Source organism: Microbacterium foliorum (assembly GCF_006385575.1).
Taxonomy (GTDB): domain Bacteria; phylum Actinomycetota; class Actinomycetes; order Actinomycetales; family Microbacteriaceae; genus Microbacterium; species Microbacterium foliorum_B.
Genome location: NZ_CP041040.1, coordinates 571,670 through 583,975 on the forward strand (window position 1 = coordinate 571,670; position 12,306 = coordinate 583,975).

Annotated in this window: 13 protein-coding genes; 11 read left to right on the forward strand and 2 right to left on the reverse strand. The window is 68.7% G+C overall.

What is annotated here, in order from left to right; translation table 11 throughout:
• Positions 1 to 30: 30 nt before the first annotated feature.
• Positions 31 to 1,017, forward strand: coding sequence for a tRNA lysidine(34) synthetase TilS (gene tilS, locus FIV50_RS02840; protein ID WP_140036093.1), 987 nt, complete (start codon positions 31 to 33; stop codon positions 1,015 to 1,017).
• Between the two features lie 16 nt (positions 1,018 to 1,033).
• Here the strand turns inward: tilS and FIV50_RS02845 are convergent, their stop codons facing one another.
• A complete protein-coding gene (locus FIV50_RS02845; protein WP_140036094.1) occupies positions 1,034 to 1,624 on the reverse strand; it encodes a DUF937 domain-containing protein in 591 nt (196 codons plus the stop codon).
• Positions 1,625 to 1,763: 139 nt separating this feature from the next.
• On the opposite strand from FIV50_RS02845, the gene hpt reads away from it, so the two are divergent.
• The 10 genes from hpt to FIV50_RS02895 all read left to right on the forward strand — a co-directional run bounded on the left by hpt (position 1,764) and on the right by FIV50_RS02895 (position 10,427).
• Positions 1,764 to 2,315 carry a hypoxanthine phosphoribosyltransferase gene (gene hpt / locus FIV50_RS02850; RefSeq protein ID WP_140036095.1) on the forward strand — a complete coding sequence of 184 codons (552 nt, stop codon included), beginning with the start codon at positions 1,764 to 1,766 and terminating at the stop codon, positions 2,313 to 2,315.
• A gap of 95 nt (positions 2,316 to 2,410) precedes the next feature.
• Entirely contained in the window at positions 2,411 to 4,411 is a 2,001-nt protein-coding gene (ftsH, locus tag FIV50_RS02855; RefSeq protein WP_140036096.1) for an ATP-dependent zinc metalloprotease FtsH, read from the forward strand.
• Positions 4,412 to 4,414: 3 nt separating this feature from the next.
• Positions 4,415 to 5,020 (forward strand): GTP cyclohydrolase I, encoded by a 606-nt coding sequence (gene folE, locus FIV50_RS02860; RefSeq protein ID WP_140036097.1) that lies wholly within the window; start codon positions 4,415 to 4,417, stop codon positions 5,018 to 5,020.
• Positions 5,017 to 5,817, forward strand: a complete 801-nt coding sequence (gene folP / locus FIV50_RS02865) for a dihydropteroate synthase (RefSeq protein WP_140036098.1) — start codon at positions 5,017 to 5,019, stop codon at positions 5,815 to 5,817. Before folE ends, folP begins: the two co-directional genes overlap by 4 nt.
• Positions 5,818 to 5,820: 3 nt before the next feature.
• Complete coding sequence (gene folB, locus FIV50_RS02870; RefSeq protein WP_140036099.1) at positions 5,821 to 6,213, forward strand: dihydroneopterin aldolase; 393 nt, start codon at positions 5,821 to 5,823, stop codon at positions 6,211 to 6,213.
• Positions 6,210 to 6,749 carry a 2-amino-4-hydroxy-6-hydroxymethyldihydropteridine diphosphokinase gene (gene folK, locus FIV50_RS02875; RefSeq protein ID WP_140036100.1) on the forward strand — a complete coding sequence of 180 codons (540 nt, stop codon included), beginning with the start codon at positions 6,210 to 6,212 and terminating at the stop codon, positions 6,747 to 6,749. Before folB ends, folK begins: the two co-directional genes overlap by 4 nt.
• Positions 6,746 to 7,225, forward strand: coding sequence for a DUF3180 domain-containing protein (locus FIV50_RS02880; protein WP_140036101.1), 480 nt, complete (start codon positions 6,746 to 6,748; stop codon positions 7,223 to 7,225). Before folK ends, FIV50_RS02880 begins: the two co-directional genes overlap by 4 nt.
• On the forward strand, positions 7,179 to 7,775 hold the full coding sequence (locus FIV50_RS02885; protein WP_140036102.1) for a PH domain-containing protein: 597 nt from the start codon (positions 7,179 to 7,181) through the stop codon (positions 7,773 to 7,775). The genes FIV50_RS02880 and FIV50_RS02885 overlap by 47 nt, the downstream gene beginning before the upstream one ends.
• Positions 7,772 to 9,730: a PH domain-containing protein gene (locus FIV50_RS02890; protein WP_140036103.1), complete on the forward strand. Its 1,959-nt coding sequence runs from the start codon at positions 7,772 to 7,774 to the stop codon at positions 9,728 to 9,730. The genes FIV50_RS02885 and FIV50_RS02890 overlap by 4 nt, the downstream gene beginning before the upstream one ends.
• Entirely contained in the window at positions 9,723 to 10,427 is a 705-nt protein-coding gene (locus FIV50_RS02895) for a DUF2520 domain-containing protein (RefSeq protein WP_140036104.1), read from the forward strand. The genes FIV50_RS02890 and FIV50_RS02895 overlap by 8 nt, the downstream gene beginning before the upstream one ends.
• A 2-nt stretch (positions 10,428 to 10,429) precedes the next feature.
• Here the strand turns inward: FIV50_RS02895 and FIV50_RS02900 are convergent, their stop codons facing one another.
• On the reverse strand, positions 10,430 to 12,268 hold the full coding sequence (locus tag FIV50_RS02900) for a DUF2207 domain-containing protein (RefSeq protein ID WP_140036105.1): 1,839 nt from the start codon (positions 12,266 to 12,268) through the stop codon (positions 10,430 to 10,432).
• Between the last annotated feature and the right edge of the window lie 38 nt (positions 12,269 to 12,306).

The following is a 12,306-nucleotide window of genomic DNA, read 5'->3' on the forward strand; positions in this document are numbered from 1 at the left end:
CGATCCGCCCTCGTGATCTACCGTTGGTCTGTGCCGTCGCTCTCACCCGCCATCGCCGAGATCCGCCTCGCCGTGCGCTCCGCGCTCGCCGATCTGTCCGAGGGGTCGACCGTCGTCGTCGCTCTGTCCGGGGGAGCGGATTCGCTCGCGCTCGCCGCGGCCACGGCGTTCGAAGCCCCCAAGCTCGGAGTCCGGGTGGGCACGCTCACGGTCGACCACGGTCTTCAGAGCGGATCGGATGCTGTCGCCGCCCGCGCGGCGAAGACGGCGGCGGCCCTCGGGCTCGATGCTCTCATCGTCAGGGTCGAGGTGGGCGAGGAGGGTGGCCCGGAGGCCGCGGCCCGCGACGCGCGGTACAGGGTGCTGAAAGACGCCGCAGCGGATGCCGGTGCCTCAGCCGTGCTGCTCGGACACACGCTCGACGACCAGGCCGAGACGGTGCTGCTCGGCCTCGCCCGCGGATCCGGGGCGGCGAGCCTGCAGGGGATGGCGCCGGTCCGCGAGGACGATGACGGGCTGCGCTGGGTGCGACCGCTGCTCGCGGTGCGGCGGGAGACCACACGGGCGTTCTGCACGGCATCCGACCTCGAGGTCTGGGACGACCCGCACAATGCAGAGCAGCGATTCGCCAGGGTGCGTGTGCGCGAACGGGTGCTTCCGGTGCTCGAAGCCGAGCTCGGCCCGGGCATCGCCGAGGCATTGGCGCGCACGGCCGAGCAGCTGCGGGAGGACGCCGAGGCGTTCGACGAGATGATCCACGAGACCATCGAGGACATCGTCGAGCACGCCGAGGCAGGGATATCGGTGAGCGTCGCTGCGCTCGCCGCCAACCCGGCGGCTCTGCGCAACCGGATCATCCGACTGGTCGTCGACAGCGAGTTCGGCGTGAGCCTGACGCGGCTGCAGACTCTCGAGGTCGCACGGCTCGCCACCGACTGGTCGGGTCAGGGACCCATCGACCTGCCCGCGTGCTCGGCGTCCAGGCTCGGCGGGCGCATCGTCTTCACCGCCCGCTGAGCGGCGAACGCGCGTCCTACTTCTTGCCGCCGAGCAGACCGCCGAGCAGATCGCCGATGCCGCCGCCAGACGAGCTGCCGCCCCCGAGGATGCCGCCGAGCAGGTCTCCGATGCCGCCGCCGCCAGACGAGCTGCCGCCCCCGAGGATGCCGCCGATCACATCGCCGATGCCGCCGCCACCCGACTGCGCCTCTGCAGTGCCGGGCTTCGCGGACTTGTCTTTCGTGGCGTTGGCGATCAGGCCCATCACGATCGGCGCGAGGATCGGGAGGAGCTTGCCGAAGTCGATGCCGGCGGTCTCCTTCGACTCGGTGAGCTTCTCGGTGACCTTCTTCTCGTCATCGCCGAGGATGTGCGAGACGATCTTGCCGCCGTCGGCCTGATCGATGTCGTCGACCTTCTTCGCGGTCCCGGTCTTGCCCTGGTGGCGCTTGAGCGCGTTCTCGATCGCCGCAGAGCCCTCGCTCGTGGACGCGTTCTTCGCGAGGCCGCCGAGCAGTACGGCGCCACCCTGCTCGACCGCCTCCTTGGCGACGTCGGGGGAGACTCCGAGTTTCGCGGCGATGTCGTCGATCGGGACCTGCGTGAGGATGTCGTCGAGTGCCATGGGTGAATCCTTCCGTCTGCGGGCGCGCGCCCGTTCCAGCGCCAGAGTAGTGCCGATGCCGGACGTGCATCCAGAATTCTGGTCGCCGATCTGCGGATCCTGGGCGGGAGCATCGGTGCGCGTCGCCTAAAATCGATCCATGCGCGCCGCGGAGATCCAGGACGACCTTGCTCAGATCCTCGTCACAGAGGAGGAGATCATCGCCAAGCTCGATGAACTCGCGACTCGGGTCGCGGCCGACTACGCGGGCAAGGAGATCATCCTCGTCGGCGTGCTCAAGGGAGCGGTCATGGTCATGGCCGACTTCGCACGCGCGCTTCCGTTCCACGCCCCGATGGACTGGATGGCGGTCTCGAGCTACGGGGCGAGCACCAAGTCGAGTGGTGTCGTGCAGATCCGCAAAGACCTCGACACCGACCTGAACGGCAAGCACGTGCTGATCGTCGAGGACATCATCGACTCGGGCCTCACCCTCAGCTGGCTGCTCGAGAACTTCGAGTCGCGCGGTGCGGAGTCGATCGAGGTGCTCGCACTCCTGCGCAAGCCGGAGGCCGCGAAGGTGGTCATCGACTGCAAGTACGTCGGATTCGACATCCCCACCGACTTCGTGGTCGGCTACGGCCTCGACTACGACGAGCGCTACCGCAACCTGCGCGATGTCGCGGTGCTCGCTCCGCACGTCTACAGCTGATCACCCGTCGCCCGGGTCGTTGAGCCTGTCGAAGGGTACGCCGTGGGTGAACGCACAGCGGCCACCTAGGGCACGCGCGATACGCTGATCCGACCATGGATGTCAAGAAGCTCACTCGGAATCCGCTGATCTACGTCGCTCTGATCGGTCTGCTGCTGTTCGGCGGCTTCCTGCTGATCTCGAACCTCGGCGCGCCCAAGCAGATCACGACCCAGGAGGGTCTGGAGCTGCTCTCGGGCAAGACGGTCACCGAGGTCGTGAACACCGACGGAGACCAGCGCGTCGACATGACCCTGTCGAAGGCGTTCGAGGGCTCGGAGAACGTGCAGTTCTACTACGTCGACGCGCGCGCTGAAGAGGTCGTCTCGGCCATCAACGCCGCCGAGCCGAAGGACGGCTTCAACGACGCCGTGCCTCGCGCGACCTGGTTCGACGGCATCCTCTCTCTTCTTCTTCCTCTCGTGCTGCTCGGTCTGCTGTTCTGGTGGCTGCTCTCGTCGATGCAGGGTGGCGGCAGCAAGGTCATGCAGTTCGGAAAGTCCAAGGCGAAGCTCGTCAACAAGGAGACCCCGACGGTCACCTTCGCCGACGTCGCCGGCGCCGACGAGGCGATCGAGGAGCTCCACGAGATCAAGGAGTTCCTGCAGGACCCGGCCAAGTTCCAGGCCATCGGCGCCCGCATCCCGAAGGGTGTGCTGCTGTACGGCCCTCCGGGAACCGGAAAGACCCTGCTCGCCCGTGCCGTCGCAGGCGAGGCGGGAGCCCCGTTCTACTCGATCTCGGGGTCTGACTTCGTCGAGATGTTCGTCGGCGTCGGTGCATCGCGTGTCCGTGACCTGTTCAACCAGGCCAAGGAGAACGCTCCCGCGATCATCTTCATCGATGAGATCGACGCCGTCGGTCGTCACCGCGGCGCCGGTATGGGTGGCGGAAACGACGAGCGCGAGCAGACGCTCAACCAGATGCTCGTCGAGATGGACGGCTTCGACCCGAACGCGAACGTCATCGTGATCGCGGCGACCAACCGCCCCGACATCCTCGACCCGGCACTCCTGCGCCCCGGCCGCTTCGACCGTCAGATCGGCGTCGACGCCCCCGACCTGCGCGGGCGCCAGAAGATCCTCGAAGTGCACAGCAAGGGCAAGCCGCTGGCCAAGAGCGTCGACCTCGAGGTCGTCGCCCGCAAGACCCCCGGCTTCACCGGAGCGGATCTCGCGAACGTCCTCAACGAGGCCGCACTGCTGACCGCACGCTCGAACGCGCAGCTGGTCGACAACCGTGCGCTCGACGAGGCCATCGATCGTGTCATCGCGGGCCCCCAGCGTCGCACCCGTGTGATGAAGGACAAGGAGAAGCTCATCACCGCGTATCACGAGGGCGGTCACGCTCTCGCTGCGGCGGCGATGAACTACACCGACCCCGTCACGAAGATCACTATCCTGCCCCGAGGCAAGGCGCTCGGCTACACGATGGTGCTGCCGCTCGACGACAAGTACTCCATCACCCGCAACGAGCTGCAGGATCAGCTGACCTACGCCATGGGTGGTCGCGTCGCTGAGGAGATCGTGTTCCACGACCCGACCACCGGCGCCTCGAACGACATCGAGAAGGCGACCTCGATCGCCCGCAAGATGGTGCTCGAGTACGGCATGACCACACTGGTCGGACCGGTCAAGCTCGGCAGCGAGGGCGGCGAGCCCTTCGCCGGTCGTGACATGGGCAGGGGACGCGAGTACTCCGAGAAGGTCGCCGAGCGGGTGGATGCAGAGGTGCGGGCGCTCATCGAACAGGCTCACAACGAGGCTTACGAGGTCATCAGCACCAACCGTGACATCCTCGATCGCCTCGCCCTGTCGCTGCTCGAGGAGGAGACCCTCGATCACAACCAGATCGCCGAGATCTTCACCGAGGTGAAGAAGCTCCCCGAGCGTCCGCTGTGGCTCTCGAGCGAGGACCGCCCCGTGTCGGAGCGGCCCCCGATCGAGGTCCCGAAGAAGGACGTCTCGCTGGTGGCATCGGTCGAAGCGCCGGCCGCGGCTCCGCGCACGCAGCCCGGATCGGCGGGAGCCGGCCAGGCTCGACCTGCGACGGCCTGACCGGTGTCTGTCGACCGCGCGCGTGTCGAGCGGCTCACCAGGGAATTGCTCGAGGCGATCGGCGAGGACCCTGATCGCCCGGGTCTGAAGCAGACGCCGACGCGCATGGGCGACCTCTATGCGGAGTTCTTCGCGGGTGTCGGCGAGGATCCTGCTGCCCCTCTCGCGCACACGATCAGCGTCTCTCGAGGCCCTGCTCCCGACACGCTTCCGTCGGGTGCCGTGCTGCTGAGAGACATCCGCTTCCGGTCGGTGTGCGAGCACCATCTGCTGCCGTTCGCGGGGCGCGCGCACATCGCCTATCTGCCGGGCGAGCAGGTCGTCGGACTCGGAGCGCTGGTGCGTGTGGTCGAGATCCTCGCCGGTCGCCCTCAGGTGCAGGAGCGCCTCGGTGAGCAGATCGCCGACACGATCGCCGAGCACCTCGACACCCGTGGCGTGCTCGTGGTGCTCGATGCGAGCCACGGCTGCGTGACCATGCGCGGTGGGCGACAGCCGGAGGCCTCGACGCTCACGATCGCCGCCCGTGGCGAATACACCGAGCCGATCGCCCGGGCCGAGCTCATCGCGCTGATCGGATCTTCAGGCTCGGGGACGGCACACGGATGACGGGCATCTGGGGCATCGTCAACGTCACGCCCGACTCGTTCAGCGACGGCGGTCGTTACCTCGACGTGGATCGGGCCGTCGAACACGGCCTGCGGCTGCGTGCTGAGGGAGCCACCGTGCTCGACGTCGGCGGCGAGTCGACCAGGCCCGGCGCAGAGCGGGTGGGGGCAGAGGAGGAGCAGCGGCGTGTGCTCCCGGTGATCGAGCGTCTCGTCGCCGCGGGCGCGCCGGTCAGCGTCGACACCCTCAACGCTTCGACCGCCGCTGCTGCGGTGCGAGCAGGGGCGCGGGTCGTCAATGACGTGTCCGGCGGTCTGGCCGACCCTGACATGCTCGCGGCGGTCGCCGAATCCGGCGCCGACTATGCGATCGGCCACTGGCGCGGCTTCTCATCCGATATGTACGCGCACGCCGAATACCGTCGCGCAGCACGCGAGGTCGCAGGTGAGCTGCACGAGCGGATGGGCGAGGCTGCGGCATCCGGTATCGCGCCGTCGCGATTGATCGTCGATCCGGGCATCGGGTTCTCGAAGAAGGGCGACCAGAACTGGGGCGTGCTGCGCGGACTCGACGAGATCGTCGCCCTGGGGCCCCGCGTGCTCGTCGGCACGTCTCGCAAGAGGTTCCTCGCGCAGACCATCGATGCGGACCCGGCGACGGTCTCCGAAGCGCGACGCGACCTCGCCACGGCGGTCACGAGCGCGCTCGCCGCGCGCGCCGGAGTCTGGGCCGTCAGAGTGCACGACGTCGGCGCCACCCGCGACGCTCTGGCCGTCGTGCACGCCTGGGAGGGATAGACCATGGATGTCCTCGACGAGATCGTCCTGACGGGGCTCACCGTCTTCGGCAGGCACGGGGTCTACGACCACGAGCGCGAGAACGGCCAGGAGTTCACCATCGATCTGCGCCTCAGGATGCCGCTCAGCGGCGCGGCAGCATCGGATGATGTCGCCGACACCGTGCATTACGGAGAGCTTGCCGAGAAGGTCGCCGAGGTGGTCGCGGGCGAGCCGGTGAATCTCATCGAGACGCTCGCAGAGCGCATCGCAGGTGTCGCGCTCGCCGACCCCCGGGTGCACGACGTCACCGTCACGGTGCACAAGCCGCACGCACCGATCTCGCTCACGTTCTCGGATGTCGCGGTCACGGTGCACCGGGCGCGGCAGCGATCCACTGAGGAGGCATCGCGATGAGTCGCAACCTGGCCAACCCGCCGAGCCTCCCCGGTCCCCGACCCGGGCGGGACGAATCCGTGGCCGTCGTCGCCTTCGGCGCGAACCTCGGTGATCGCGAAGACACGATCCGTGCCGCAGCAGAGCGCATCTCGCGACTGCCGCTGGTCAGCGACGTGCGTCTGTCGTCGCTGTTCGAGACGGTGGCGCTGCGGCTCGACGGGCCGGATCCGGAGGCCCCCGGATACGTGAATGCGGTCGCGCTGGTCAGCACCCGCCTGGCCCCGTCGATCCTGCTCGGCATGCTGCACGCGATCGAGGACGAGCACGGTCGCGAGCGCCATGAGCGCTGGGGTGATCGCACCCTCGACCTCGACCTGATCGCCTACGGCGAAGAATCAGCCGACGACGCTGGGCTGCAGCTGCCGCACCCTCGCGCCTTCGAGCGGCTGTTCGTGCTCGAACCGTGGCTCGAGCTCGACGGCGACGCCGTGCTGCCAGGCAGGGGCCGTGTCTCCGAGCTCGTCGCCGACCTGCGCCGCCGGGAGCACTCATGAAGCGCACTTCGCTCGGACTCCTCGCGGTCCTCGCCGTGCTCGCCGCCGCCGGGGGCTTCGTCCTCGATCACGTGCTGACCACGATGGGCCGCACGACGTTCACGCCGTCGCTGCTCCTGCCCGTGCTGCTGCTGCTCATCGCCGCGGCTTCGCTGGCGGTCGCCTGGCCGGTGCGGGCGAGCGTTCGCAACGGCATCCGCATCGATCCGTTCCGCGCGACCCGTGCCGTGACTCTCGCCCGCGCGTCGAGCCTGGTCGGGGCGATCATGGCCGGGTTCGGCGCGGGGCTTCTGGCGTTCCTTCTCTCCAGGCCGATCGATCCCCCGGTAGGGTCGACTGTGGCGATGGTGGCACTGATCGGAAGCGCGATCGTGCTCGCCGTCGTCGCGCTCATCGCCGAACAGTTCTGCACCCTGCCGAAGGATCCTGATGACTCAGAACCCAGAGATCGAGCCGGGGACCCCGGCACCGCTTAGTTCGGCGGAGGTCAGCGACCTCGCGGCCCTCGACCAGGGCACGTATTCGCAGCTGCGCACCGCGCGCAACGAGGCGAGGCTGGAGCTCGACGGCACCTGGCACCAGATCTCGCCGCGCTACGTGGTCTCTCAGGTGCTTCAGAATCTGATCTTCGTCGCGGTCGTGCTGGCTGCGGCCCTCGTGCTGGCGCTGGTGCTCGACCAGACCTGGGTGTGGATCCCGGCGGGCGTCATCGTGCTCATCACGCTGATCACGCTCGTGATCCTTCCGCGGCAGGCCAAGGCCATCGGGTACATGCTCCGCGACGACGACATCGTCTTCCGCAAGGGCATCCTCTGGCAGCGCATGATCGCCGTGCCCTACGGCCGCATGCAGCTCGTCGACATCACGCAGGGGCCCCTCGACCGTTCCTTCGGCGTCTCCCAGCTCAAGATGGTCACCGCTGCCGCCACTACGGGCGTGCAGATCCCCGGACTCGCACAGGCCGCCGCCGAGGCACTGCGCGACACCCTCATCGCCGTCGCCGAGACCCGCCGGACGGGCCTGTGAGCGAGCAGTCTTTCCCGTCGCCCCCGGCGGCGGCCGAATCCCCGGCGCGAGCCGCGACCCTCGCCGACGGTGAGTGGCACCGGATGCACCCGCTCACCCCGCTCTTCAAGGGCGGGCTGGCGCTCATCATCATCGCGGGCATCGCGATCGCCAACCTGCGCGATCGACTCATCGCCTGGTTCGTCGAGTTCTTCACGCCCGAAGAGGTGAACTACGACGACTACTCGGGTGGCGATCCCGTCGACTGGGTCTTCGAGAACAACCTGCTCATCATCGTGCTGCTCAGCGTGCTGGCGCTCGTCGCCGTGCTCGTGCTCATCTTCTGGTTCGTGTGGCGTTTCCAGCAGTTCCGGATCACCGGTGATCACGTCGAGGTGCGCAAGGGCATAGTCTTCCGCTCGCACCGGCGCGCGCCGCTCGATCGGGTTCAGGGCGTCAACCTCACTCGCCCGTTCCCCGCGCGCATCATCGGACTCGCGAAGCTCGAGGTCGTCGGTGCGGGCACCGACTCCAACGTCGAGCTCGAGTACCTCGCGACACCGCGCGCTGAGGCGGTGCGGACCGACATCCTGCGCCTCGCTTCAGGTGCGCGCGCGGCGAGACTGACCGCGGCGGATGCAGCGGCCGGGGTGCGCCCGTCGGACGCCGTGGGTTCCGTGGCCGGCGGGCCGGGTTCGGCGCGAGCGCAGCTCGTCGGGTCGGTGAACGCCGGGGTCAACGATCTGATCAGCGGCGTCGACCTGGCCGATGTCGAGCCGGAGAGCGTGGTCAAGATCCCGACGGGTCGCCTGGTCGGCTCGCAGTTGATCTCGAGCGTGCTCTGGTTCGTCTTCTTCGGCATCATCTTCGGCGTGGCGGTCGGCGGCATCGCGATCGGCTTACTGATCGACGGCGATCCGATCGGCGGGTTCCTGGGCCTCGGCATCACGCTGGGCATCGGGATCCCCATGATCATCGCGATCGTCGGAATCACCTGGGCGCAGATCTCGAAGTCGCTGCGCTATTCGATCGCTCCGACGCCCGACGGCGTGCGCATCACCTACGGTCTGCTGACGACCGTGACCGAGACACTGCCTCCGGGGCGCATCTTCGCCGTCGAGGTCACGCAGTCGCTGCTGTGGCGTCCGTTCGGTTGGTGGACGATCAGGATCAACCGCATGAGCGGCAAGAGCGCCGCACAGCAGTCGTCGGGTTCTGCGCAGCAGTTCAACGTCGTGCTGCCGGTGGGCAAGCGTGCCGACGTCGAGCGAGTGCTCGCGCTGATCCTGCCGGATGCTCCGGTCGCCGACATCCCGCTCGTCTGGGAACACGGCATCCTCGGTCCGGTCGACGGCGATCCCTATCGGACGATGCCGCGGCGCGCATGGTGGCGCAGACCTGTGTCGTGGAAGCGCCACGGCTTCGCGCTGACCGAGTTCGGACTGCTGCTCAGACGAGGAGTCGTCTGGCGCAAGCTGGCCATCTTCCCGCTCGCGCGACTGCAGGGCGTGTCGCTCTCGCAGGGACCCATCGACCGCGCACAGCGCGTGTCCGGTGCGCAGGTGCACTCCGTGCAGGGGCTCATCACGGGGTATCTGTCTGGTCTCGAGCGTGACGACGCTCTGTATCTTCTCGACGGCGTGAGCTCGGCAGCGGTCGCCGCCGCAGCGCGCGATCACACCCACCGATGGGGCGAGTACGTGACGGATGCCGAGGGTGCACAGGTTCCCGGGTACCCGGGCGCAGGGGCTGACCCCGCTGCGACCGGGCTCGAGGGTTCTGCGCCGCCGCCTCCTGCGCCGCCCGTCTCTCCGGCGCCTCCCGCGCCTCCTGCCGCTCCGGTCGGTTCGCCACCTTCGCCGCCTGTGTCTCCGCCGCCTGCGCCTCCTGTGGCTCCTCCGGCACCGCCACTGGGTCCGCCCGCGCCGCCTGTCTCTCCGCCGCCTCCCGCGCCGCCGGCTCCGAACGGTGAGTGATCCTTCGCGCCGTGATGGGCGACTCGGGGTCGGCATCATCGGTGCCGGGCGCGTGGGGCCGGTCATCGGTGCGGCTCTCGCCGGTGCGGGACACGCGGTCACGGGGATCACGAGCGGCTCGGACGACGACCGGGCGTCAGCGGTGCTGCCGGACGTGCCGATCCTCGATGCACTCGAGGTCGTGCGCCGCAGCGAGCTCGTCGTGGTCGCCGTGCCGCACGACCAGCTACCCGCTCTGATCTCAGGCATCGCCGAGGTCGGAGGCTGGCAGCTCGGCCAGCTCGTGCTGCACACCGACCCGGGTCACGGCATCGAGGTGCTGCGCCCAGCGGCCGCGAGCGGAGCCATCCCGCTCGCCGTGCATCCGGCGATCACCTTCACGGGAACCTCTGTCGATCTGCGTCAGCTGCAGGCGAGCTACGCGGCGGTCACCGCACCCGCGGCAGTACTGCCCATCGCGCAGGCCCTGGCCGTCGAGATGGGGTGCGAGCCGGTGGTGATCTCCGAGGCGGATCGTGAGGCCTATGCCGACGCGATCCAGACAGTCACCGAGTTCTCGCGCTCGATCATCGCGCAGTCCACCTCCCGCCTCGGCGAACTCGGCATCGAGAATCCCGGCGGATATCTCTCCGCGCTGGTGCAGTCGACCGTCGAGCGGGCGCTCCGAGACGCATCCGGGCCGCCACCGCTCCTCTGAGGTCAGCGGCCGCCCGAGAAGCCGCCGCCTCCGCCACCACCCGAGAATCCGCCGCCGAACGATCCGCCGGCGCTCGACGAGCTGCTGGCGCTCGGCGCCGAGTACGTCGCGGAAGCGTGCGAAGAGGCGGCGAACGCCATGAGCTGACCGTGGACGAACGGCGTGCTGGGGTCACCGATCCACGTCGCCCCACGCTGCTCGAAGGAGTACACGTGCTCGAGCACGGCGCCCCACTCGTTCTCCATGCCGAACAGCATCGCGTAGGGGAGCAGGCGCTCGTAGACGACGATCACGTTCGCGCTGCCGTCCTGCCGTCGCTCGGCACCGGAGTACGACTGCAGTATCTGCAGCCGATCGGCTTCGGCGACGCGGATGAACTCCCGCACACCCATGAGGTACTCGTACTGCCGAGCGCCCTCGGCCGAGAGGACCGTGTGCTTCGAGAAGCCGTAGAAGGATGACAGCAGCACGAGGAGCGCGCCGAAGGCGATCGCCACGAACGCGGGGATCGCCGTGACCCTCCCTGCGATGATCCCCCATAGGCCCAGGGCGAAGCCGGCCAGCACGACGGCGATCGCGCACCACTGCAGGATCATCGCGCCCCTGCTGCGCGCCTTCGTGGTGAGCCCGCGCGAGACAGCGGCCTCGATGCCGCGCTGCGACAGGCTCTTCATGCGGGCGGCGAAGTCCTCGCTCGAGCTGGGCAGCTCGGCGACACCGTCGGAGTCGGCGCCCGCGAACAGAGCGTCCAGCGCCTCGACATCGAGGTGGTCGGGAATCCGGCCACCCGGAAGGCGTCGCAGCCGCGGCTGTTCGGCGTCTGTTCCCTCTTCGATGCGGAGCGTGCCGCGCACAGCCAGGTGGACGATTTCCGCGGGGATCGGGTCTTTGGCTCCGGGCACGATCGCGGCGGCCAGCAGCGGCGGCAGGGAGTCCGGCACGTCGTACTGGGCGACGATGATGCCGCTGGCCGTGCGCCGGTTCTTCTTGAAGGTCGAGACGGCGAACCAGCTGGCGATCGAGAGTCCGAGCCCTACGAGCGCCGCGATCGCGGGCACGGTGTCGGTCACGGGGTCGGGCTGCCGAGCCGAGGGCTGCGCTGCGGTGCCCGGCTCGAACCCGACGGCGATCGTGATGCCCTCGCCGGGTGACAGCTCGTTCGCCTCGACGTCGAGCTGCGAGCCGTCGGAGGATGCGGTCAGGTCGCATTCGTCGGTCGAGCCCTCGTAGCCGGCATAGCAGCGCGCGTCGCCGGTCATCCGATCGGTCATCGTCTCATCGAACGCGACCTCGGCGTGGAAATCCTCGATCGGCTGGGTGCTGTCGAGGGGGAGCAGATCCCAGTAGAACTCGTCGACGCCCGAGTCGGCCGCGAGGATCACGTCGCGCATCTCGTACTCGATGACGTAGGTCGTGAGTCCGCGCACGTAGTCGTCGTCGCCGGTGAGGATCAGCAGCAGTCCATCCTCGGTGTCGGTCTCGTAGGGCACATCGGCCCCGGTCTCGTCGGTCACGGAGAGCACCCGTGCATCGAGCCAGGCATTCTCGTAGCTCGTCGGCAGCCCGCGGACGATCCCCTTGTTCTGGTCGAAGTCGGGGAATCGCGCCGTCAGCGTCTCTGTGATGTGCATGCGGGCGCGCCCGTCGTCGTCGAGCCCCACCTCGTACCGTGCATCCCACGACGCGTAACTGAAGTCGTCGACGTCCGCGCGGACCACCGTCGCATCGGTCGCTGAGGATGCGGGCGGCGCTGCTGCGGCGGCGGGAGCCGCTGACGCGAGCAGCGCAGCGGCAGCGAGGCCGGTCGTGACGAGAGCGCGGGCGAGTCTGGTGGCTGCCATGCTTCGAGGCTACCCAGACTCGACCGCGGGGTGAGGGA